This window comes from Mesorhizobium sp. M0045 (assembly GCF_040323385.1).
Lineage (GTDB): Bacteria > Pseudomonadota > Alphaproteobacteria > Rhizobiales > Rhizobiaceae > Mesorhizobium.
Map to the genome: position 1 here is coordinate 238,040 of NZ_JAMYUY010000002.1, position 22,933 is coordinate 260,972.

The window sequence follows — 22,933 nt, forward strand, 5'->3', positions numbered from 1 at the left end:
GATCAGGCGCCGGACGGGGTCTCTTCCAGCTCCGCGACAGTCTTCGTCTGGATAGTCATCACGTTGCCGCGCCAGTCGATGGCGCCGCTCAGCCATCCGCGCGCCCAAATGACGGGAAGCATCAGGTCTCGTGCCATCATCGCCGGGATCGTGCGCGGCGACAGGTGCCATCCCTTGGTCGAGGCCAAGGCGCATTCCGGCAGGTAGGCCGCGACCAGCACGGCGATGGCGGTTGCCGGCAGGCTGACGCCGGCGTCAGCCGCGGCGATCAGTGCAAGCACTAGCGGCGGTGCCGCGCCGATCAGGATTTCGGGGGCAAAGAACAGTGCAAAGGTGACGCGGCGCAGCCGCGCCCAGCGCGCCTGCCGCGACCAGATCTCGCCAAGCGTGCGCCGGCCGAGCGGCTGTTCGAAGGGAGAGGCGACAAGATTGACTCGCAGTCCGAGCCCGTTGACCAGCTTGGTCGCGGCGGCGTCCTCGGCGATCTCGGCGGCAAGCGCGCGGATGCCGCCATTGGCATCGAGCATCGGCTTGTTCCACAACATGCTCTTGCCCTGGGCGAAGCCGAGGCCGAGCGCCTCTCCAGCGTACTGCCAGCGTGCCTGCAGCGTGTTGAGAAAGGCGCATTCGACCTCCCCCCAGAAGCCGTCCGGCCGCGAGCCGATCGGCGTCGAACAGACGAGGCCGGTGTCGTGCCGCCACGCCGCCATCAGGTGCTGGACGTAATCGCTTGGCATAAGCACGTTGGAATCGGCAAGGATGACCCAGCGATAATGCGCCGCCTCCCAACCCTTCACGCAATTGTTGAGTTTTGGATTGCCGCTGATGCGGTCGTCACCGATTAGAAGGCGGGCGCGAATAGCTGGAAAGCGCGCCATTGCGGCGGCGATCGGCTTGACCACCGGGTCGTCGGCATGGGCGACGCAGAAGATGAGTTCATAGCGCGGCCAGTCGAGGGAGAAGGCGCGCTCCAGCGTCTCTTCGGCAAACGGCTCGACGCCGCGCGCCGGGATGACGATCGATACCGGCGGCGCGTTGGCCGCGGGCGGTGCAATACTGGCTGGTCGCTTCAGCTTCTGCGAAGCTAACAAGATGCTGGCGAGATTTGAAAGAAGGAGGGCTATGGAAAGGAGGGCGGCTGCGAATGTCGGTTCCATCGAGATCTGGTCACTCCAGAAATGCCGGCCGCATGACAGCCGTTTTCAACAATTCGACAGAACGCTGAGTCGTCCGGCACAAGCCTGCACACCATCATTGTCATGTGTCACTCAAATGACATTGTTTTTCGGCACCTGCGCTTGAGATCGGGCAAGAAGATGCTGCGCATCGTTGACCAAACTGCGCTGAGCATCGAAAGTTCCATCTACATTGCTTTGGAGCAGTTTATGTACAGCGCCGTCACCCGCAACATCGAAGTGCAGGTCAGGCCGTTCTATCTGGAGGATCACTCCGACCCGCCGCAAAACCGCTATGTCTGGGGCTACCAGGTGACCATCGACAATCAGTCGGATGAGTTCGTGCAGCTTCTGTCACGCTACTGGCACATTACCGACGGTACCGGCAAAGTCGAGGAAGTGCGCGGCCCGGGGGTCGTCGGCGAGCAACCCGGACTCAACCCCGGCGACAGCTATCAGTATACGTCTGGATGCCCGCTCTCGACCCCGTCCGGCATCATGGTCGGGCACTACACAATGCGCAACAAGCGGGGCGAGACGTTCGACGTCGCCATCCCCGCCTTCTCGCTCGATTTGCCGGGCACGCGGCGCACCGTCAATTGAGGGCCGTCATCCAGCCGCTGCAAACTCCGCCGGGTCGAAGTCATATTGCTTCGAGCAGAATTCGCAGGCGACGTGAATGCTGCCATCCTCGGTGCTGTCCCTGATCTCCTCGGCGGAAAAGCCTTCGAGAATGCCGCGGATCTTCTCCCTCGAGCATGAGCACTGGTCGGCGACCGGCACGCCGCCGAACACGCGGACGCCATGCTCGTGGAAAAGCCGGTAAAGCAGCCGTTCGGCGCCGATCGTCGGATCGATCAGCTCGGTCGGTTCAATAGTACCAAGCAGCGCCAGCAGCTCCTGCCAGGAATTGTCGGTCGGGTCATGGATTTCCTCACGCGGATCGCCGTCGCCACCGGGAAGGTCGGGTACGCGCATACGCTCCGCCGACTGCGGCAGGAATTGTGCCAGCAGGCCACCGGCCCGCCATTGCTCGCGGGCACCGCCGACGCCGGGTGTCAGAAGCTTGGCAACCGAAAGGCGGAGGTCGGTCGGAATCTGCTCCGACTGGCGGAAATAGGTGCGTGCGGCATCTTCAAGTGTGACACCGTCGAGCTGGACGATGCCCTGGTAGCGTTGCGTGTGAGCGCCCTGGTCGATGGTCAGCGCCAGGATGCCGCTGCCGATCAGCGTCTGCGGTGACGTCTCGCCGGCAGAAGTCAAAGCCTGCAGCCGGTCGGCATCGAAGCGGGCATAAGCGCGCAGCGCGTGCGGCGTGGAGAAATCGGCGACCAGCATGTCGACGGGCCCGTCGGTGCGGGTCTGCAGAATGAACTTGCCCTCGAATTTCAGCGAAGTTCCGAGCAGTACCGTCAGCACACAGGCTTCGGCCAGGAGCCGGGCGACCGGCTCGGGATAGTCGTGGCGGCTGAGAATGGCGTCGAGCATCGGCCCGAGCTGGACGGTGCGGCCGCGCACGTCGAGCGGGCCGACCTCGAACGGCACGACATGATCGTCGCCGGCGTAGCCGAATTCGCCGAGCTTGGGTTTATGTTCAGCCAATTGATGAGTTTCCAACATGACAAAGCTCCGGGGCGCGGCGATGCCGCCCTCCGGGGCGCATGCGACGAGACGCGCTCGATTTGCGTGATGCGCCTGAGATAGGCACCACCCACTCCCGGATCAAGGCGGCCCAGATCAAGGCGGCGCAGATCAGGCCGGCCCGGATCATCGCGGCCCGTATCAAGCGCCCAGGCACCAGGCCAGGACCGCCTTCTGGGCATGGAGCCGGTTCTCGGCCTCATCGAACACCACAGAATGCGGTCCGTCGATGACCTCGTCGGTAACCTCCTCACCGCGATGCGCCGGCAGACAGTGCATGAACAGCGCGTCCGGCTTGGCTTTCGCCATCAGTGCCGCATTGACCTGATAGGGCAGGAAGACATTGTGGCCGCGGGCACGGTGCTCCTGGCCCATCGACACCCAGCAGTCGGTGACGATGCAGTCGGCCTCGTGAACGGCCTCCTCGGGCGAGCGGGTGAATTTCAGCTTGCCGCCATTGGCTTTCGACCAGTCGACATGCTTCTGAGCCGGTTCGCTGCCCTCGGGCACGGCGACGTTCAGCTTGAAATGGAACCGCGCAGATGCCTCCAGGAGCGAATGCAGCACGTTGTTGCCGTCGCCGGTCCAGGCGATCGTCTTGCCGGCCACCGGACCGCGGTGCTCTTCGAAGGTCATGATGTCGGCCATCAGCTGGCAGGGATGGGTCTCGTCGGTCAGCCCGTTGATGACGGGGACCGTAGCGTTTTCCGTCAGTTCCAACAGCCGGTCATGCGAGGTGGTGCGGATCATGATGGCATCGACATAGCGCGACAGCACCTTGGCCGTGTCGGCAATGGTCTCCGAGCGGCCAAGCTGCATCTCGGTGCCGGTCAGCATGATCGTCTCGCCACCCAACTGCCGCATGCCGACGTCGAACGATACGCGCGTGCGCGTCGACGGCTTGTCGAAGATCATCGCCAGCACCTTGCCTTCGAGCGGCTTGCTGCGTTCTCCGGCCTTGAGCCTTGCCTTTCGCACAGCTGCGTCGTCGAGCATGAAGCGCAGATCGCCTTCGGAAACGGCAGAAAGATCGGTAAAATGGCGAAGGGACATCAGGAATTCCAGGATTACTTCGCAGCGGCAGCGACGATGGCATCCGCCAGGCTCTTGGCGCCGGCACGAATGCGCTCGAGCGCCTCGTGGATCTCGGCGTCGGTGACGGTGAGAGGCGGCAGCAGGCGGATAACGTTGTCGCCGGCCGGAACCGTCAAGAGATGCTGGTCACGCAGTGCCACCGTGACCTTGGTGTTGGGCATCGCGCATTTAAGCCCAAGCATCAGGCCGGTGCCCCTGATGCTTTCGATAACATCCGGAAATTCGTCGGCGACACCGGCAAGCCCCTGCTTCAACAGCAGCGCCTTGCGCCGGACGTCCTCGAGAAAGCCGTCTTCCAGCACCACGTCGAGCACGGCGTTGCCGACCGCCATCGCCAGCGGATTGCCGCCGAAGGTGGTGCCGTGCACGCCGGCGGTCATGCCGACCGCCGCCTCGTCGGTGGCGAGGCAGGCACCCATCGGGAAGCCGCCGCCGATGCCCTTGGCCACCGCCATCAGGTCGGGGGTGACGCCCGCCCATTCATGCGCGAACAGCTTTCCGGTGCGGCCGACGCCGCATTGGACCTCGTCGAAAATCAGAAGCAGTCCGTGCTGATCGCAGAGCTGCCTGAGCCGCTTCAGCGATTGCGTCGGCACTTGCCTGATGCCGCCCTCGCCTTGCACCGGCTCGATCAGGATCGCCGCGGTTTCAGGCGTGATCGCCTTTTCGGCTGCATCCACATCGTCGAAGCCGACCTGATCGAAGCCGTCGACCTTGGGGCCGAAACCTTCCAGGTATTTGTACTGGCCCCCGGCGGCGATGGTCGCCAGGGTACGGCCGTGGAAGGCGCCTTCGAAGGTGATTGTGCGGTATCGCTCGGGATGGCCTTTGACGAAGTGGTAGCGCCGCGCCGTCTTGATGGCGCATTCGAGCGCCTCTGCGCCGGAATTGGTGAAGAACACCTTGTCGGCGAAGCTGGCGTCGGCCAGCCGCTCGCCGAGCCGGCTCTGTCCCGGAATCTCGTACAGATTGGAGACGTGCCAGAGCTTGGCGGCCTGCTCGGTGAGGGCCGCGACCAAATGCGGATGGCTGTAGCCCAATGAATTGACGGCGATCCCGCCGGCGAAATCGAGATATCGCTCGCCCTTATCGGTGACCAGCCAGGTGCCTTCACCGTGGTCGAAAGCCAGGGGTGCGCGAACAAAGGTCTCGAAAAGCGCCGAACCGCTCATTATATGCGTCTCCGGAACCGGAAAAATCAAAAAGCCGCCAAAGCGGCGGCCCTTGTGGCTTATCGTGTTTTTCGGCCGTGAAGTCAACGAAAAGGTCGCGCAAGGACGTGCGGCAAGCCCTCCAGCATAACGCCGGCTCATAAGCGACCGGGCAAGTTGGGGAAAACCGAAAAAACCGATTCGTGTTGGCCTTGGGACTCTTGTCACCGAGTCAGCGCATAAGGTAATTGTAGTAGAGAAATAACTAGATTTCGTGCGGCGGACCTAATCACCCGATATATGTGGTGTCTGCCCGGCAGAAGCCGGGTCGGGAATGGATTCCGATTGCCGCACGTTTCAGCAGGAGCGCGGTCTCATGAACTGGACTGACGAGCGAGTCGAACTTCTCAGAAAATTGTGGTCGGAGGGCCTCAGCGCCAGCCAGATCGCCGCACAGCTTGGCGGGGTCAGCCGCAATGCCGTCATCGGCAAAGTGCACCGGCTGAAACTGTCCGGTCGCGGACGCACGACCGCCTCACCGGCACGCCAGAAGAAGACGGTACAGGGATCGACGATCCAGAAATCGGTGTCCCGGGCAGCAAGCGCCACGCGCCATGCCACCACGTCGATGTCGATCGGTGCGACCGCGCTCAAGGCGCAGTTCGATGCCGAACCGGTGGCGCGCCACTATATCCGCCCGGTCGAGAACGTCGTCGTGCCGATCTCGCGGCATCTGCAACTCGTCGAGCTGAACGAGCGCACCTGCAAATGGCCGAATGGCGATCCGCTTTCGGAAGATTTCCATTTCTGCGGCAACGACGCCGCCGAAACCGGCCCCTACTGCAAGTACCACGCCCGCGTGGCGTTTCAGCCAGCATCGGAGCGGCGGCGGCATAGATAGGCAGTGGGCAGTAGGGGAAGATAGCGCTTCACAAGGGTCGTTTCGCCAACAACTCACTTCCGTATTGCCTATTCCCTACTGGCTACTGCCTATTCCCTTACCCTTACAGCCACCCATTCTTGCGAAACCGCCAGTAAAGAAACGTGCAGATCAGGCCAATTGCCGCCAGGACGGCCGGGTAGCCATATTCCATCCTCAGTTCCGGCATGTCGCTGAAATTCATGCCGTAAATGCCGGCGAGTGCCGTGGGCACGGCCAAGATGGCGGCCCATGAGGCAAGCTTCTTGGAAATCGCCGTCTCCTGGCTTTGACCGACCAGAAGGCTCGCCTCGAAGGCGAAAGCGAGAACCTCACGCAGGCTGTCGATCTTTTCCTGGACAGTGCGGATGTGGTCGGTGACGTCGCGAAACAGCGGATGCATGGCTGTGTGGATTTGCGGCAGATCGGCGCTGGTCAGCCGCCGGCAGACCTCCACCAGCGGCAGAGCAGCGTTGCGCAGGCGCAGGAGATCGCGGCGCAGCATGTAAAGCCGCTCGATATCGGAGCCGGTCATCGGTTTCAGCAGAACCTTGTCCTCGATCGCCTCGACCTCGTTTTCGATCTGCTCGAGCACGGGCATGTAGTTGTCGACGATGAAATCGAGAATGGCGTAGAGGACGAAATCCTCGCCCTTGGCGAGGGAATGCGGACAGCTTTCCCAGTGCTGGCGAACGGCGGCGTAGGAGGTCGACGGGCCATGCCTGACGCTGACGATATAGCCGGCGCCGACGAACAGATGCGTCTCGCCGAAGGTGACACGGCTGTCGATCAACTGCGCCGTGCGGGCAACGATGAACAGGGCATCGCCATATTGCTCGATCTTCGGCCGTTGGTGCGGATGCTCGGCGTCCTCGATCGCCAGTTCATGCAGATGGAATTGCGCCTGGACGCGCAGTAACAAATTGCGGTCGGGCTCCAGCAGTCCGATCCAGACCACGTGGCCCGGCTTCCCGGCCCATTCGCCGGCTTCCTCGATCGGAATGTCGGCGATGCGCCGCCCAGCCGTATAGACGCCGCAAGCGATTATACCCGACATCGGCGGCCCAGGAGTAAACTCGCGGACATATTCCATCGCAGCCTCCTGAAGGCGGGGCCTTCGTCGCGGAACTGAGAAGTCGGCGCGTCGAAAGCTTAGCGCAACTTTCGGTCAGGTGGCGAATCCGAAATTCGCATTAGTATCGAGAGACGCTCATTTCGCTGGTTGCGTTGCGGGAAGAATAATCTTGTCCGTCTTGTCGCCCTTCGGACGATCGGCCGGCATCTGGTCGCCGGTGACGATATAGTAGATCGTCTCGGCGATGTTGGTGGCGTGGTCGCCGATGCGCTCGATGTTCTTGGCGCAAAACAGGAGATGCGTGCACGGCGTGATGTTGCGTGGGTCTTCCATCATGTAAGTCAGCAACTCGCGAAACAGCGAGGTGTACATGGCATCGATCTGGTCGTCGCGGTCGCGCACGAAACCGATTTTTTCCACCGACCGCGATGCGTAGACGTCGAGTACTTCCTTGAGCTGTGTCAGCGCCAGATTAGCCAAAGCCTCGAGGCCGCGGAACAGGCTGCTCGGCTGCCGCCCATCAGCGACAGCAACCACTCGCTTGGCGACGTTCTTGCCGAGGTCGCCTACCCGTTCGAGGTCCGCCGAGATGCGGATCGCACCGACGATCTCGCGCAGATCCGTCGCCATCGGCTGGCGCTTGGCGATGATGATGATCGCCTTATCGTCGATCTCGCGCTGCCCCTCATCCAGAACCAGGTCGTCTCGAATGACTTTCTGGGCAAGTCCCGGATCCGCATTGACCAGTGCCGCGACGGCCTGCTCGACCATGCGCTCGGCATGCCCGCCCATCGCCGCGATGCGCTTCGACAGATATTTCAGCTCCTCGTCATAGGCGCTGACGATGTGCACGGACTGCATGGACCAAATGCCTTCCCGGGATCTTGTGGTTGAGTCGCTCCCTCGAATCCCCGCTGATACGCTAGCCGGATGACAGAAAAAAGAAACGGCCCATCATGGGCTAGAGATAGTACTGCGTCAGCGAGCCGGCAAATGGACGGTGAACGCCGCACCCTTGCCGACTTCCGACCAGATGGAGAGCCTGGCGTTGTGCCGGGTCAGGATATGCTTGACGATGGACAGGCCAAGGCCGGTGCCCTTCTGGGTCCGGCTGTTCTCGACGTCGACGCGGTAGAAGCGCTCGGTGATGCGCGGGATGTGTTCTTCGGGAATGCCGGGGCCGAAATCCCTGATAGTGACGTCGATCCCCGGTTCGGTATCGCTGTCGCTGCGCGTGATCGACACCACGACGCGTCCGCCCGACTGACCATATTTGCAGGCGTTTTCCAGCAGGTTTTCGAAGACCTGGAAAAGCTCGTCCCGATCGCCGGGCACGGCGAGCGGTCCTTCCGCAAAATCACGCTCGATGACGACGCCGTTTTCCTTGGCGAGCGGCCCAAGCGAATCGATTACGCTGTCGATGGCCTGGCGCAGATCGACCTCGGTTCCCAGCTTGAGATAGGGCTTCATCTCCAGCCGTGACAGCGACAGAAGGTCGTCGATGAGGCGCGCCATGCGGCTGGTCTGGTTCTGCATGATCTGCAGGAACTGCTCGCGTGCCGCAGGGTCGTTGCGGGCCGGCCCGCGCAGCGTCTCGATGAAGCCGGCAATCGAGGCGAGAGGCGTGCGCAGCTCGTGGCTGGCATTGGCAATGAAGTCGGCGCGCATTCTGTCGATCCGGCGCGCTTCGCTCTGGTCCTTAAACACCAGCACGTAGAGATCCGTGGCGTGACCGACAGAAGACGCGCTCACCCGATAGGCTCGTTCGACCGGCAGCCTTTCTATGTAGTCGACGCTGTCCGATGCGACGTTGCCTGCCAAAATATTATCCAGCAAGAACTGCATTTCGGGCGCGCGGAATTTCAGCGACAGCGACATGCCGGGGGCAATCCCGCCAAAGGCTGCAAAGGCGGCGGCGTTGGCATGGACGATGGCGGCGGAACGATCGAAAATGATCAGCGGATCGGCAACCGCTGCCGCGAGATATTCGCCGGAAAGTTGTTGCAAGCCGCTCGCCTCGACGGCCGCGGCATTTTTGGTCGATTGACGGGCGACGCCGGCCGGCAGTATCGCAGCGGCAACCAGCACGGCGCCTGCCAGCAGCACCACATAGCCAGACATGCCGGCAAAACCATAAACGATCAGAACCGCAGCGAAGCCGGCCGCGAGCAGCCAGCGGCTGTTCCACAGCCGCATGGCGATGGCTTGCGCCCTGCCTTTCCGCTCTGTGCCGATATCGGCCATTTGCGCTCCGTCGCCTGCGCTCCGTGTGCGGCCAACGCTCAATAACTTCCTACTGGACCGACGCTAGAGCGCCGTGCGTCCAATTGGGCGCACAAAGGACGCTCTACCGGTTTATCTGCTGCATCGTTCTTTCCGAAAATCGATTCCGATATTCGGGCCGATGCAGTAAGGCTTCCAATAGCATGAGTCCGGAGGCTGGAAAGGTTCGTCTCGATGAAAAACGCCAAGGAAAGCCCCGCTGCAGCTTCATCGGGGCCGCTGAAGATCATGATCGACGGCAAGGAGCGGGAGTTCGACATCGAGGCCCCGACGCTTCCCGACTGGATCGAGGACCGCAAGCTCACCGCCGGCGGCTACCCTTACGACAAGAAAATGAAGAGCGAGGAGTATGACGAGAGGTTAGAGAAGCTGCAGATCGAGCTGGTCAAGGCGCAGGCGTGGCTGCAGTCGACAGGCAAGCGGGTAATGTCGCTGTTTGAGGGGCGCGACGCTGCCGGCAAGGGCGGCACGATCTTCGTTTTGCGCCAGTATCTGAACCCTCGCACGGCGCGCAACGTGGCGCTGACCAAGCCAACACCCACCGAGCTTGGACAATGGTACTTCCAGCGTTACGTCGACCACTTCCCGACGTCGGGCGAATTCGTCACCTTCGACCGCTCCTGGTACAACCGCGCCGGTGTTGAACCGGTGATGGGATTCTGCACGCCCGAGCAGCACGAGCAATTTCTGGACGAGGTTCCGCATTTCGAGCGGATGATCCGCAACGAAGGCATCCATTTCTTCAAATTCTGGCTGAACATCGGTCGGGAAACACAGCTCGAGCGGTTCCACGACCGTCGCTGGAGCCCGCTGAAGAGCTGGAAGTTTTCGCCGATCGACATCGCCGGCATCACCAAATGGGACGACTACACCAAGGCGCGCGATCTGATGGTCGAACGCACGCACAAGGAGTTCGCGCCCTGGATCATTGTGCGGGCGAACGACAAGCGGCGCGCGCGGCTGGCCGTCATGCAGCGCATTCTCCTGTCGCTTCCCTATGACGGCCGCGATCTAGACGTCATCGGTAAGGTAGACAAGAAGATCATCGGCGAAGGGCCGACTTTCCTCGAAAAATAAGCTCACCTCATCGATACGCGGCTGTCATGCCGCCAGCCGGGCAATCCGCTGCAGTCGCTTCAGCGTAGTGTCGTCCTGCAGCGCCTGCTGGAAGAGCGAGATCTCCTGGTCGATGCGGTCGCAGAGCGCGCCGGTGTCGCCCCTAAGCAGGTCGCGCGTCTGCTGCAGCGCCGCGACAGGCTTCTTGGCGAGTTGCCTGGCTCTTGCCAACGTGGCTTCCTCGACGCTGGCGTCCGTCACGATCTCGCCGACAAGGCCCAGTGCCCTGGCATCTTCGGCGGCGAGCGTGTCGCCCAGGCAGAAGAAGCGGAACGCCCCGGCATAGCCGAGCTTCTGCGGCGCCAGGATGCTGGTCGCCGCGTCCGGCACCAGGCCGAAATCGACGAACGGCACCCGAAACGTGCTCTTGCTCGAGGCGATCACCATGTCGCAGTGGAACAGGAGGGTGCAGCCGACGCCGACGGCGTCGCCGTCGACACAGGCAAGGACCGGTTTCGGGAATGTCGCCAGCGTGCGAAACATATCGGTAACGGCGTCGATCAGTCGCCGATGTTTGGTGGCGTCGAGAAATTCGGAGAAATCGGCGCCGAGGCAGAAGCACCCGGCCAGACCGCGCAGGACCACGACGCGGACGTCGTCGTCGGCAGCGGCTTCATGGAATGTCCTGGCCAGGCTTTCATAGGCCAGCCTGTCCAGCACCGGGCGGCCGTCACCCGACGATACCGTGACGATCAGCGTGTGATTGCGGAATTCTGCTTTTGAGTGAACGTTCATGGCCTCTCTCCAATCTCACGAGGCGCGCCTCTGTCCGAGCATGTCCGGGTACCCTCTGGCCAGCACCGGCGCAAAGTGGTTGCGGCGCGAACGCACCACGTCGAGCGTGTGCTCGTTGAAGGTGAGCAGTGTGGCAACCACCTGCTGGTTGCCATAGGTACGCTGGTAACCGAGCGGCGTTGCCAGGAAATGCAGCTGCAGCGCGCGAAGCACCCACATCGGCTCGAATTCGATGATAACCTGGTTGACGTTGCGCTTCAGACCCCACTCGACGAAGCCGGCGATCAGCTCCGTGCCGACCGTCGACACGCCGCGCCGGCCGTCGCGGAACCCCGGTGCAACCGCATAGCGGGTCAGTTCATAGACATTCGGGCCCGACGGTGGGGTTCCCTCATAAAGGTCCGCCAGCACATCGGTTAGAAGATGTGCCCGAGTCGTCGGCAACATCCGCTGGTAACCGGCGAGCTCGCCATTGCGGATGACGATCTGGTGCACTGCCTCGTCGTGGTCGAATTGATCGATCTCCAGGCCATCGGGGCGCTGCAGATCGGTCCATCCCATCTCTTCGACGAAAATCTTGTAACGCAAACGATGAACTGACTCCCAGAGGTCGGGCCGTTCCATCAATTCCTGGGTCGTGAGGGAAAAGAGCATTTTGCCGTCTCCTGTTTCAATAGGAAGATACGGCCGTGCTTTCCCAAAAAAATTACGCGATCACGCAAGCAAGAATTTCTAGGCCGGCGCGGCCGACCTAGTTAATATAGCCGCGCCTTATCGCTTCCGCGACGGCCTGGACCCGGTTGACGGCACCGAGTTTGCTTTTGGCGTTAAGAAGGTGTTTCTCTGACGTGTGTTCCGAAATGCCGAGAATTTGTGAGATCTCCCATTCGGACTTGCCAACGGCGGCCCATTGCAGGCATTCGCGCTCACGCGGCGTTAATTCGACATGATCGATGGTTTTGCCCGCCATGGTGTGGAGTTGCATTGCGCGGCCAATCGCATAAGTCGAGACAAGCGACACCAGCCCAAACTCGGCGCTCGACAATTCGACAGCCTCGCCGCCTAGTGACACCATGACGATCTGGCCATCGAGCGTGATTAGCGGGAAGGCCAACCCGTCGCGCAGCTTGAATTCGCCGGCATCGCCCATCACCTCGCCGCCGCTCTTGCCGATGCGGATGCCCTGAGACGCTTCCCGCCACTGGAATGGCGCTTGAAGCTGCTTCATGTGACTGACGACGGGGTCGTGATCGACGTAGTTGCGCGCGACGTAGCGCTCAAGCCATTCAGCCGGCCAGTCGCAAAGCAGCACATGGTCCTTTTGCTGGTTTCTCGGCGTGCCAGGTTGCGGAACCGTCCCGGCCATCAGCGCCGTCAGCCCGAACCCGCTTGTTACCCCCAGCAGCTTTTCGCAGACGGCGGCCGCTGTGCCGGCGTGCTGCAACTGATCTATCAGTTCCAGGGTACGATCGAAATGACCCATCGCAACATCTACCCCATGTTGCCTTCCGCTCTTGAGGCCAATGGCAGTGATCAACCCGCACCACGCCATCAACCCCGGACTGCAAAGCTGCTTCCCCTGTGCGTCCTACTGCTCCTCTTCAGCCGGCATCACGCAGTCATTTGCAAACTCACTAAACAATATCCCTAAATCGTCACGATGAAACCAAAAACCGTTGTACCTGTGTTATTTTCGTACAAAAACCTGTGTTATTTCGTACTAAAGCCGGGGCAAGACCGGACGGAGTCGTCGCGTGGCGTTTCGGCGCATATCCATTTCATTGATTTCGATATTGATCGGGGCGCAATCGCTTGCGGCTGATGCGCTCGCCGCGGAGCCGCAGGTGCCGGTGTTTTGGGACGCCAAGGAGCGGCTGCCAAAGCCGGACCTTTCGATGCTGCCGCGGCTGCGATTCCTGACCACCACGGATTTCCCGCCATTCAATTTCCTCGATGGGGCAGGCCGGCTGTCGGGCTTCCATGTCGACCTGGCGCGCGCCATCTGCGCCGAGCTCGGCATTGCCGAAAAATGCCAGATCCAGGCGCTGCCCTGGGCCGAGCTCGAAGGTGCGCTCGGGAAAGACGAAGGCGAAGCGATCATTGCCGGCATCGCCGCGACGCCGGAGTCGCGGTCGAAATACGCATTCTCACGCCCCTACCTGCAATTTCCGGCACGCTTCATCATGCTGAAGACACAGGCGTTGACCGAACCAATGTTCGACAGGCTGCGCAGCAAACGTGTCGGCGTGATCGCCGGTTCCGCGCATGAGCGGATGCTGCGCACTTATTTCGGCGACGTCCAAATCGTCCCCGTCGCAAAGCCGGAGGAGCTTTATGGCAGGCTTAAAGCCGGCAAGATCGACGCCGCCTTCGGCGACGGCATGCGTTTCGCGTTCTGGCTCGGCGGCTCCGATGCGGCTGGCTGTTGCCGCTTTGCCGGCGGCCCCTATCTGGCGCCCGAATACCTTGGCTCAGGCATGGTAATCGCCACCAGGGCCGACGATCCGGCACTGGCGGCCGCATTCGACTACGCGCTGCAGGAAATTTCGGTGAAAGGTACGTTCGCCGAGTTTTATCTTCGCTATTTTCCGGTCAGCTTTTTCTGACTGCCGGCTCAGGTCAGCGTGCGAAGGCGCGCCTTGGCGGCTCGCGCGATGGCGGCGACCGTCAGCGCATCGAGATCGAGTTCCCGGCGGACGAGCTGCAGCACGCGCACCTCCTCCAGGCGCATTTCGAGATCGACGGCCGCAACCTCGAAGGCGGCGGCATAGGCGGTACCACGCAAGCGTTCCGGAAGCGCCTCGGCGACACGCGCCAGGACGCCCTCCAGCCCGTCCTTTTCCTGCAGCATTTCCTGGCAGGCCTGAGCGACATCGACCAGCCGCTCCTGGTTGAAATCCTCAAACACCGGCCAGGATCGAACGACGTCGCCGATCCGCGCCAGTTCGATGTCGGTCATGTCGCGGTCCGACGCCGAAGTGATGACCATCAGGTAGATCATGGCTTCGTGTGGCGACAATGGCATTTACAACTCCTTGAGATGGGTCCCGAAGTTAGGAACGAGAGACCGGCGCCGCAAGGAAAAACAGCCGCCATCGTTGGCGCTCCGGTCACGCCTTGGAACTTGATCCATCCCGACTAATTGGGACGGGAGCTCTTAATCTTCTTGCCTGATCGCGGTCCTGCCCTGAAACCGGGTTCCACTTTTCGGGATCATGGTCTAGAGCATGCGGCTGCCGGCATGGATGCCGGCAAGTTGCAGGAATAGCATCATGGCCGAACAACAGCCGATCGATCTCAGTCCGGAAGTCCTCACCGCCGCCGCCGAAAGCAAGGCGTGGCCGTTCGAGGAAGCGAAAAAGATCGTCGCTCGCTACGCGATCGGCGGCTACCCGGAAACGGTGCTGTTTGAGACCGGCTACGGCCCGTCCGGCCTGCCGCATATCGGCACGTTCGGCGAGGTGGCGCGCACATCTATGGTGCGCCACGCCTTCCGCGTGCTGACCGAAGACAAGGTCAAGACGCGACTGCTGTGCTTCTCCGACGACATGGACGGATTGCGCAAGGTGCCGGACAATGTGCCTAACAAGGACATGCTGCGCGCCTATCTCGGCAAGCCGCTGACCAGGATACCGGACCCTTTCTCCAATGAGTATCCGTCGTTCGGCGCCGCCAATAACGCACGGCTGCGCGCTTTCCTCGACCGTTTCGGCTTCGATTACGAATTCGCTTCCTCGACCGACTATTATACTTCCGGCCGCTTCGACGCGACGCTGCTCAAGATGCTCGAGCGCTTTGATAACGTGATGGCAATTATGCTGCCGTCGCTGCGCGAGGAACGGGCGCTGAGTTATTCGCCCTTCCTGCCGATCCATCCCAAGACCGGGATCGTCATGCAAGTCGCGATCGACGAGCGCAAGCTCGGCGCCGGCACCATCGTGTGGCGCGATCCGGACACCGGCGAGCGCTTCGAGACGCCGGTGACCGGCGGTCATGCCAAGCTGCAATGGAAGCCCGATTGGGCGATGCGCTGGGCAGCACTCGGCGTCGATTACGAGATGTCCGGCAAGGATCTGATCGATTCCGTCAAGCTCGCCGGGCAGATTTGCCGCGCGCTCGATGCTCCGGCGCCGGAGGGCTTCAATTATGAGCTGTTCCTCGATGAGCACGGCCAGAAGATCTCGAAGTCGAAGGGCAATGGGCTAACCATCGACGAGTGGCTAACTTACGCGCCGACCGAGAGTCTTAGCCTTTATATGTTCCAGCGCCCGCGAACCGCGAAGAAGCTTTATTTCGACGTTATCCCGAAGGCAGTGGACGAGTATTATACGTTCCTCTCTGCCTATCAGAGGCAGGACTGGAAGGAGCGGCTGGGCAATCCGGTCTGGCACATGCATGACGGCAATCCCCCGGCAGTCGACCTGCCGGTTCCGTTCTCGCTGCTGCTCAACCTGGTCAGCGCCTCGAATGCCCAAAACAGGAGCGTGCTGTGGGGTTTCATTTCGCGCCACGCGCCGGGTGTGACGCCGACGAGCCATCCCGAGCTCGACCGGCTGGCAGAATATGCCATCCGCTATTTCGACGATTTCGTGAAGCCGGCGAAAGTGTACCGTGCTGCCGACGCGGTCGAGCGCGAGGCGCTGACCAAGCTTTCGGAAGCGCTCGCCGCGCTGCCGGCTGATGCCGACAGCGAGGCAATCCAGAACGCCGCCCTCAATGTTGCGCGCAAGATCGAGCGCTACCAGGATCATTCCAAGCAGAGCCCGGAGGGCGGACCCGGTGTCTCCGTCGCCTTCTTCCAGATGATCTATCAGGTGCTGATAGGTCAGGAACGCGGGCCGCGCTTCGGCTCCTTCGCCGCGCTCTACGGCATCGCCGAAACGCGCGAGCTCATTCAGCGGGCGCTGGCTGGTCAGCTGGCGGCGTGAGGGCGCCGTCCTGCTCCTCCAGGATCGAGCTAGGCGCTACAGGCGCGGATCGCGACGCAGCAGCCGGGAGCGGCGGCAGGCGTGAAACGCTCGGCGCCGGCCCGAAGACGCCTTTTTTTGCTGCACGCGCCTTCTCGCCGGCTTCTACGTAAGGGCCGCCCGTAGCGGCGCGCGCCCAGCCATTTTCGACCAGCCATTGGCCGATATCCTGATTGCCGATCCGGCACTCGGCGGCGATCAGATCACGACCGCCTTCGGGCGGCACGGCACAGACCACCGCACGACTGCGGAGAAAGGCGCGGAAGGCCGTTCGCGCCCGAATGCCGCAATTCCAGGACTCGCCGCCGTCGGTGCAAGTCTCCTCCTGCTTGACGATGTCGATACCGGAAACCGCAATCGAATAGCCCTTTGCTTCGATGACCCCGGCGGCCGGCGCGATGGGCTGGAATAGTTTCGTGCCTTTCCAGTCGTCGGGCATTTTCGTTTTTGGCGGCTTGGGCGGTCCGGCCAATGCCAGATCGCTCAACGGGGCGCGCGGCTCTATCCGTTCAAGCTCGTTGGAACCGAGCTGCGGCGGCACCACGATTTCTGGATCGATTGCCCTCGAATGCGCCGCCTGCTTGGCCGGCACTGGTTTCGGGATGGCCGACGTAGCCGGCGCGGCGGGCTGCGGTTCAGCGCCGACCTGGATTTGCTCCCAGGCGCCGCCGCCTTCGCTCTGGACGGCGCGGCCGCCGGCGACAATTGCCGTGGCCATCGCCGGGATCGCCAGAACAGCCAAGGCAAGGTGAGGCAGACGCACCGGCCCCGCGCCTACTGGCTTGCCCAGACAATCCGCGCCACCCATTCGACATCGCCCATGGGGATGTCGCGGTCCGGGTGATCGGGATTGAGGGAGACCAGCGCGATCGACTTCGGTGTCTGGCGGTCGAGCACCTTAGCCATCACCTCGCCGGCATTTGTCTTGACGACGACGCGATCGCCCTTTCGTATGGTAGCTCCCGGCTCGACGATCAGGACATCGCCATTGCGGTAGAGCGGCAGCATGGAATCGCCCTGGACCTTCAACGCATAGGAGGTTTCGGTTGCCCGTGCCGGCAGTTCGATCAGGTCCCATCCCTGCCCCGCCGGAAAACCGGCGTCGTCGAAGAAGCCACCGGCGCCGGCCTGGGCGAAGCCAAGCAGTGGCACCGACGATTTCTGCACGGGCAGTGCGCCGGAATTACCCCGGCCTTCGACCAGCCCTGCAAATTCATCCAGCGAGGCGCCGGTCGCCTCGATGATCTTGGCCAGCGATTCGGTCGACGGCCAGCGCGGCCGCCCATCTGAGGACAGCCGCTTCGATTTGTTGAAGGCGGTCGAGTCGAGCCCAGCGCGCCTGGCAAGGCCGGAGGCCGAAAGCGAATAACGCTCGGCAAGAGCGTCGATGGCGGCCCAAACGCGGTCGTGCGAGAGCACCTTGCTCTCCTTCGAAACAGGAAAAAATACCTTCGCTGTTCTACCCCTTGGCCGCCATCTTGTCCACCGCCGGAGACGGCGTCAGGCCGCCTCCTTGGCCTCGTTCCTGGTATAGGGATCGAAGCGCTCGTAGAAGGTCTCGCCCTTCTCGGCCATGTCGAGCAGCAGCTTCGGCGCCTTGAACTCGGCGCCGTATTTCTTCTGCAGGCGCTTGGCGAGTTTGACGAATTTCTTCGCGCCGATGCCGTCGATGTAGGACAGTGCACCGCCTGTATAAGGTGCGAAGCCGAAGGCCAGGATCGAGCCGACATCGGCCTCGCGTGGGTCGGTAACGATGCCCTCTTCCATCACCCGTACCGCCTCAAGCGCGATGGTGACCAGCAGCCGCTGCTTCAGTTCCTCATAGTCGACCTGCTCCGGCGACAGCTGCGGGTAGAGGTCCCTGAGGCCTGGCCACAGCTTCTTCTTTGCCGGTTTTGCCGGATAGTCATAGAAGCCCTTGCTGTTCTTACGGCCCAAGCGACCATGCGTGTCGACCATCGTGTTGATCAGCGCCATCTGCTTCGGATCGACCGCCTTGTCGCCGAGGTCGCGCATGGTCTGCTTCATGATCTTCTGGGCAAGGTCGATCGCCGTCTCGTCGGTCAACGCCAGAGGACCGACCGGCATGCCAGCGGCTTTCGCCGCATTCTCGATCATCGGCGCCGGAACACCTTCGATCAGCATCTTGTAGGCTTCCGACATGTAGCGCAGTACGCAGCGATTGACGTAAAAACCGCGCGTATCGTTGACGACGATCGGCGTCTTCTTGATGGCGCGGACAAAGTCGATCGCGGTGGCCAGCGCCTTGTCGCCGGTTTTCTTGCCGAGGATGATCTCGACCAGCATCATCTTGTCGACCGGCGAGAAGAAGTGGATGCCGATGAAATTCTTCGGCCGCGCCGAATTCCTGGCCAGCGATGTAATCGGTATGGTCGACGTATTCGAGGCGAAGATCGCCGACGGCTTGAGTACAGCCTCGGCCTGTTCGGTGGCATCCTTCTTGACGGCCGAGTCCTCGAACACCGCCTCGACCACAAGATCGCAGCCGGCAAGATCCGCGTAATCGGCTGTTGGCGTGATCAGCGACAGCAACCGATCCTTATCCTGCGGCTTGGCACGGCCCTTCTTCACCTGATCCGAGATCAGGGTCTCGGAATGCGCCTTGCCCTTGGTGGCGGACTCCATGTCGCGGTCGAGCAGCACCACCGGAATGCCGGCCTTGGCCGTTACATAGGCGATCCCGGCGCCCATGAAGCCGGCGCCGAGCACGCCGATCTTCTTGAACGTCGTTTCCGGCACACCAGCTGGGCGGCGAGCGCCCTTGTTCAGTTCCTGCAGCGACACGAACAATGAGCGGATCATCGCCGCCGCTTCCCTGGTCTGCATGATCTCGGTGAAGTAGCGTTGCTCGATCCGCAAGGCGGTATCGAACGGCACCAGCAGGCCCTCGTAGACGCATTTCAGGATGGCGGCGGCAGCGGGATAATTGCCATAGGTCTCGCGGCGCAGAATGGCGATAGCCGGCGGCCACAGATTGGCACCTGCCACCGAATAGATCGGAGCGCCGGGCAGCTTGAAGCCCTTTTCATCCCATGGCGCCACCGGTTTCAAGCCGTTCTTGATCATCGCCTTGGCAGTTTCGACCAGCTTGTCCGCCTCGGCGATCTCATGGATCAAGCCCATTGACTTGGCCTTCTGCGGCGACAGCGTCTGGCCGGACGTCAGCATTTGCAGCGCCTGCTGCTGGTCGGTCAGCCGCGGCACGCGCTGGGTGCCGCCGGCGCCTGGAAAAATGCCGATCTTCACTTCCGGAAGCGCCATCCTCACCTGGTCGGAATCGGCCGCGACACGGCCATGGCAGGCGAGCGACAATTCGAACGCGCCGCCCATGCAGGTGCCGTTGATCGCCGAAACCCACGGCTTGCCCGACGTTTCCAGTTTACGGAACAGGCCATTCATAGCGCCCGCCTTGTCGAACAGCGCCTTGGTCGCCTTCTCCGGGTCCTTCGCCTTATCGGCGGCGAAGCTCGCCAGCATCTTCTGCAGCATGGTGATATCGGCGCCGCCCGAGAACGTATCCTTGCCGGAGGTGATCACCGCGCCCTTTATCACTGCATCGCTTGCCACTTTGTCGACGATGGCGTTCAGTTCGCGCATCACCTCCTCGGTGAAGACGTTCATCGAACGGTCCGGCATGTTCCAGGTGACCAGCGCAATGCCGTCGGCGTCGATGTCGAGGGTGAAATTGGCGTAGCTCATCATCTCTCTCCGTCAGACGCGTTCGATGATCGTTGAAGTGCCCATGCCGGCTCCGATGCAAAGCGTCACCAGCGCGGTGTTGAGGTCACGGCGTTCCAATTCGTCCAGCACCGTACCGAAGATCATCGCACCGGTGGCGCCGAGCGGATGGCCCATGGCGATGGCCCCACCATTGACGTTGATCCGGTCATGCGGAATGTCGAAAGCCTGCATGTAGCGCAGCACCACCGAAGCGAAGGCCTCGTTGAGCTCGAACAAGTCGATGTCCTGCAGCTTCATCTTCGCCCGCTTCAACAGCTTCTCGGTGACGTCGACCGGGCCGGTCAGCATCAGCACCGGTTCGGAGCCGATATTGGCGAACGCACGGATGCGCGCGCGCGGCTTGAGGCCGAGCGTCTTTCCCGCCTTTTTCGAGCCGAGCAGCACGGCCGCCGCGCCGTCGACAATGCCGGAGGAATTGCCGGCATGGTGGACGTGGTTGACCTCTTCCACCTCGGGATGCTTCTGCACGGCGACGGCGTCGAAGCCGCCCATTTCGCCCGGCATGACGAAGGACGGATTGAGTGCGGCCAGCGACTGCATGTCGGTCGAGGGCCGCATGTGCTCGTCATGGTCGAGGATGGTCAGGCCGTTCTGGTCCTTGACCGAGATCACCGAATTCTTGAAGCGGCCCTCTCCCCACGCCTTGGCGGCGCGCTTCTGGCTCTCGACCGCATAGGCGTCGACGTCATCGCGCGAAAAGCCGTATTTGGTGGCGATCAGGTCGGCCGATATGCCTTGCGGCACGAACCAGCCGGGCAGGCCGACCGAGGGATCCATGAACCAGGCGCCGCCGGAGGCGCCCATGCCGACGCGCGACATCGATTCGACGCCACCGGCAATGACGATCTCGTCGGCGCCTTGCGCGATCTTGGCGGCCCCGAAATTGATGGCGTCGAGGCCCGAGGCGCAGAAGCGCGATATCTGCATGCCGGGCGCCCTGGTGTCGTAGCCGGCTTCGAAAGCGGCGGCACGTGGCATGACCGCACCCGCCTCGCCAACCGGATCGACGCAGCCGAAGATAATGTCGTCGACGGTGCTAGTGTCCAGCCCGTTGCGGTCGCGGATGGCCTCGAGCACCTTGGCGCCGAGCCGCACCGCCGGCACTTCGTGCAGGGAGCCATCTTTCTTGCCCCTGCCGCGCGGCGTGCGCACGGCATCATAGACATAAGCTTCGGCCATTGGTGATCTCCTGTGATCTAAAATCGGGGCTCGACCACCACTTCGGTCCGCACCGAATTGGCGATGAAACAGGCGTCGTGCGCCTTGTGATGAATACTCTCGATCATAGCCGCATCTGCGTCGCATTCGACGAGCGGCCGAAGGGTGACATGTGTGATGGCTGTGCGCCCCTCAGCATTCTTGGCCATCAGGCCTTCGGCTTCGTCGTGATAAGATCGGACATTGAGCTTAGCGCGTTTTGCCAGATCCAAGAACCAGAGCATGTGGCAAGAAGAAAGCGAAGCGACGAACAGTTCTTCCGGATCGACGATCGTTGCATCGCTAAAAGGTGCCGGCACAATCGACGGCGATGCGGAAGCGGAGATGACCGCGCCACCATCAAAATGAAGTTCATGGACCCGGGAACAGCGGCCGGAAAGGAAATCCTCCCGTGCCCCCGACTTCCAGCGAAGCCCAGCAAAATGCTTCGACATGCGACCTCCTAAAGGCTCCGCCCGATCAGCAATTTCATGATCTCGTTGGTGCCGCCGTAGATGCGCTGGACGCGGGCATCGCGGAACATGCGGGCGATCGGATATTCATTCATGTAGCCATAGCCGCCATGCAATTGAAGGCATTCGTCGACGACTTTTCCTTGCAGGTCTGACAGCCAGTATTTGGCCATCGAAGCCGTCACCGGGTCGAGGCCACCGTTAATATGGCGGGCAATGCAGTCATTATAGAAGACGCGGCCGATGGTCGCCTCGGTCTTCAATTCGGCAAGCTTGAACTGGGTGTTCTGGAATTCGATGATGGCCTTGCCGAACGCCTTGCGCTCCTTGACGTAGTCGATGGTAAGCGCCAGAGCCCGCTCGACCATGGCAATAGCAGTGGTGCCGATCTGCAGCCGCTCCTGCGGCAATTGTTGCATCAACTGGACGAAGCCCTGGCCTTCGTCATTGCCGAGCAGGTTCGAGGTCGGCACACGCACGTCGTTGAAGAACAGTTCCGACGTGTCGTTGGCCTTGAGGCCGATCTTGTCGAGGTTACGGCCGCGCGCGAAACCCTCCACCTCGTCAGTCTCGACGACGATCAGCGAGATGCCCTTGGCGCCCTTCTCAGGATCGGTCTTGGTAACGACGATGATGAAATTGGCGAGCTGGCCGTTGGTGATAAAAGTCTTCGAGCCGCTGAGCTTGTACCGGTTGCCGTCCTTTTCGGCACGCATCTTGATGCCCTGCAGGTCGGAGCCCGCACCCGGCTCAGTCATGGCGATGGCGCCGATCAGCTCGCCGGTCGCCAGCCTCGGCAGCCATTTCTTCTTCTGCTCCTCCGAGCCGTAGTGGAGGATATAGGGGGCAACGATCGAATTGTGCAGGCCAATGCCGAACCCGTCGACGCCGACATGGCCGATCGCCTCGATGATGGCGCTCTCATGCGCGAAGGTGCCGCCCGATCCGCCATATTCCTCCGGCATCGAGGCGCACAGCAGTCCGGCAGCACCCGCCTTCTGCCAGCTTTCGCGGTCGACCATCTCGTTCTTCTCGAACTCGTCGTAACGCGGCGCGATCTCTTCCGACATGAAGCGGTGCGCCATGTCGTAAAGCATGCCGACCTCGTCCGCCGCCCAGGCGGGCTTGGGAAGGCCCAGGATTTCGGCGGGGTTGGTCATGGTTTCTCCCTCGCGCCGACGTCCCCCTCGAGACGAGGGTGGCCGCGAAGCGGCCGGGTGGAGTCGCCGATGACTTGCTCGACCTTATCTTTTACAACCTGCGCCATGTGCCACGGCATTGCGATCATTTTCCTCCAAGGCATGCACCAGAATGGAGGTCGGCGCACTGCACGCAGAACCCCTC

22 protein-coding genes are annotated in these 22,933 nt (G+C 62.0%); 5 read left to right on the forward strand and 17 right to left on the reverse strand.

What is annotated here, in order from left to right; translation table 11 throughout:
* Positions 1–2: 2 nt before the first annotated feature.
* The gene (locus NKJ72_RS03875; RefSeq protein ID WP_352475923.1) at positions 3–1,157 is read right to left on the reverse strand and encodes a glycosyltransferase; all 1,155 of its coding nucleotides are present in this window, start codon (positions 1,155–1,157) and stop codon (positions 3–5) included.
* A gap of 228 nt (positions 1,158–1,385) precedes the next feature.
* Between NKJ72_RS03875 and apaG the strand changes: the two genes are divergently transcribed.
* The gene (gene apaG / locus NKJ72_RS03880; RefSeq protein WP_254816331.1) at positions 1,386–1,778 is read left to right on the forward strand and encodes a Co2+/Mg2+ efflux facilitator ApaG/CorD; all 393 of its coding nucleotides are present in this window, start codon (positions 1,386–1,388) and stop codon (positions 1,776–1,778) included.
* A 6-nt stretch (positions 1,779–1,784) separates the two neighbouring features.
* On the opposite strand, the gene NKJ72_RS03885 is transcribed toward apaG, so the two are convergent.
* From NKJ72_RS03885 to NKJ72_RS03895, 3 genes are all read right to left on the reverse strand, one after another.
* On the reverse strand, positions 1,785–2,795 hold the full coding sequence (locus tag NKJ72_RS03885; RefSeq protein WP_352475924.1) for an Hsp33 family molecular chaperone: 1,011 nt from the start codon (positions 2,793–2,795) through the stop codon (positions 1,785–1,787).
* A gap of 162 nt (positions 2,796–2,957) precedes the next feature.
* Positions 2,958–3,869 carry an ornithine carbamoyltransferase gene (gene argF / locus NKJ72_RS03890; RefSeq protein ID WP_254816329.1) on the reverse strand — a complete coding sequence of 304 codons (912 nt, stop codon included), beginning with the start codon at positions 3,867–3,869 and terminating at the stop codon, positions 2,958–2,960.
* 14 nt (positions 3,870–3,883) lie between these two features.
* Positions 3,884–5,083 (reverse strand): aspartate aminotransferase family protein, encoded by a 1,200-nt coding sequence (locus NKJ72_RS03895; protein ID WP_023677349.1) that lies wholly within the window; start codon positions 5,081–5,083, stop codon positions 3,884–3,886.
* A gap of 355 nt (positions 5,084–5,438) precedes the next feature.
* On the opposite strand from NKJ72_RS03895, the gene NKJ72_RS03900 reads away from it, so the two are divergent.
* Complete coding sequence (locus NKJ72_RS03900; protein ID WP_352475925.1) at positions 5,439–5,963, forward strand: GcrA family cell cycle regulator; 525 nt, start codon at positions 5,439–5,441, stop codon at positions 5,961–5,963.
* Positions 5,964–6,066: 103 nt separating this feature from the next.
* Here the strand turns inward: NKJ72_RS03900 and NKJ72_RS03905 are convergent, their stop codons facing one another.
* The 3 genes from NKJ72_RS03905 to NKJ72_RS03915 form a co-directional block, all read right to left on the reverse strand.
* A complete protein-coding gene (locus tag NKJ72_RS03905; protein WP_352475926.1) occupies positions 6,067–7,074 on the reverse strand; it encodes a magnesium and cobalt transport protein CorA in 1,008 nt (335 codons plus the stop codon).
* 117 nt (positions 7,075–7,191) lie between these two features.
* Entirely contained in the window at positions 7,192–7,917 is a 726-nt protein-coding gene (gene phoU, locus NKJ72_RS03910) for a phosphate signaling complex protein PhoU (protein WP_254816325.1), read from the reverse strand.
* Between the two features lie 117 nt (positions 7,918–8,034).
* Positions 8,035–9,300 (reverse strand): sensor histidine kinase, encoded by a 1,266-nt coding sequence (locus NKJ72_RS03915; protein WP_352475927.1) that lies wholly within the window; start codon positions 9,298–9,300, stop codon positions 8,035–8,037.
* Positions 9,301–9,513: 213 nt separating this feature from the next.
* Between NKJ72_RS03915 and ppk2 the strand changes: the two genes are divergently transcribed.
* A complete protein-coding gene (gene ppk2, locus NKJ72_RS03920; protein WP_352475928.1) occupies positions 9,514–10,416 on the forward strand; it encodes a polyphosphate kinase 2 in 903 nt (300 codons plus the stop codon).
* Between the two features lie 24 nt (positions 10,417–10,440).
* On the opposite strand, the gene NKJ72_RS03925 is transcribed toward ppk2, so the two are convergent.
* From NKJ72_RS03925 to NKJ72_RS03935, 3 genes are all read right to left on the reverse strand, one after another.
* Entirely contained in the window at positions 10,441–11,190 is a 750-nt protein-coding gene (locus tag NKJ72_RS03925) for an enoyl-CoA hydratase-related protein (protein ID WP_352475929.1), read from the reverse strand.
* A 15-nt stretch (positions 11,191–11,205) separates the two neighbouring features.
* Positions 11,206–11,844 carry an acyl-homoserine-lactone synthase gene (locus tag NKJ72_RS03930; protein WP_352475930.1) on the reverse strand — a complete coding sequence of 213 codons (639 nt, stop codon included), beginning with the start codon at positions 11,842–11,844 and terminating at the stop codon, positions 11,206–11,208.
* A 97-nt stretch (positions 11,845–11,941) separates the two neighbouring features.
* Positions 11,942–12,673: a helix-turn-helix transcriptional regulator gene (locus NKJ72_RS03935; RefSeq protein ID WP_023677341.1), complete on the reverse strand. Its 732-nt coding sequence runs from the start codon at positions 12,671–12,673 to the stop codon at positions 11,942–11,944.
* Between the two features lie 271 nt (positions 12,674–12,944).
* Here NKJ72_RS03935 and NKJ72_RS03940 point away from each other — a divergent pair, with 271 nt between their 5' ends.
* The gene (locus NKJ72_RS03940; RefSeq protein WP_352475931.1) at positions 12,945–13,796 is read left to right on the forward strand and encodes an ABC transporter substrate-binding protein; all 852 of its coding nucleotides are present in this window, start codon (positions 12,945–12,947) and stop codon (positions 13,794–13,796) included.
* 8 nt (positions 13,797–13,804) lie between these two features.
* Here NKJ72_RS03940 and NKJ72_RS03945 read toward each other — a convergent pair whose 3' ends face one another.
* Entirely contained in the window at positions 13,805–14,215 is a 411-nt protein-coding gene (locus tag NKJ72_RS03945) for a tellurite resistance TerB family protein (RefSeq protein WP_352475932.1), read from the reverse strand.
* Positions 14,216–14,462: 247 nt separating this feature from the next.
* On the opposite strand from NKJ72_RS03945, the gene NKJ72_RS03950 reads away from it, so the two are divergent.
* Positions 14,463–16,118 (forward strand): lysine--tRNA ligase, encoded by a 1,656-nt coding sequence (locus tag NKJ72_RS03950; RefSeq protein ID WP_352475933.1) that lies wholly within the window; start codon positions 14,463–14,465, stop codon positions 16,116–16,118.
* On the opposite strand, the gene NKJ72_RS03955 is transcribed toward NKJ72_RS03950, so the two are convergent.
* The 6 genes from NKJ72_RS03955 to NKJ72_RS03980 form a co-directional block, all read right to left on the reverse strand.
* Positions 16,081–16,920, reverse strand: a complete 840-nt coding sequence (locus NKJ72_RS03955; RefSeq protein ID WP_352475934.1) for a thermonuclease family protein — start codon at positions 16,918–16,920, stop codon at positions 16,081–16,083. The genes NKJ72_RS03950 and NKJ72_RS03955 overlap by 38 nt on opposite strands.
* Before the next feature lie 11 nt (positions 16,921–16,931).
* On the reverse strand, positions 16,932–17,576 hold the full coding sequence (locus tag NKJ72_RS03960) for a S24 family peptidase (protein ID WP_352475935.1): 645 nt from the start codon (positions 17,574–17,576) through the stop codon (positions 16,932–16,934).
* A gap of 81 nt (positions 17,577–17,657) precedes the next feature.
* On the reverse strand, positions 17,658–19,877 hold the full coding sequence (locus NKJ72_RS03965) for a 3-hydroxyacyl-CoA dehydrogenase NAD-binding domain-containing protein (protein ID WP_352475936.1): 2,220 nt from the start codon (positions 19,875–19,877) through the stop codon (positions 17,658–17,660).
* A 12-nt stretch (positions 19,878–19,889) separates the two neighbouring features.
* Complete coding sequence (locus NKJ72_RS03970; protein ID WP_352475937.1) at positions 19,890–21,098, reverse strand: acetyl-CoA C-acetyltransferase; 1,209 nt, start codon at positions 21,096–21,098, stop codon at positions 19,890–19,892.
* A 17-nt stretch (positions 21,099–21,115) separates the two neighbouring features.
* On the reverse strand, positions 21,116–21,571 hold the full coding sequence (locus NKJ72_RS03975; protein WP_352475938.1) for an OsmC family protein: 456 nt from the start codon (positions 21,569–21,571) through the stop codon (positions 21,116–21,118).
* An 8-nt stretch (positions 21,572–21,579) separates the two neighbouring features.
* Entirely contained in the window at positions 21,580–22,749 is a 1,170-nt protein-coding gene (locus NKJ72_RS03980) for an acyl-CoA dehydrogenase family protein (RefSeq protein ID WP_352475939.1), read from the reverse strand.
* Positions 22,750–22,933: the final 184 nt, after the last annotated feature.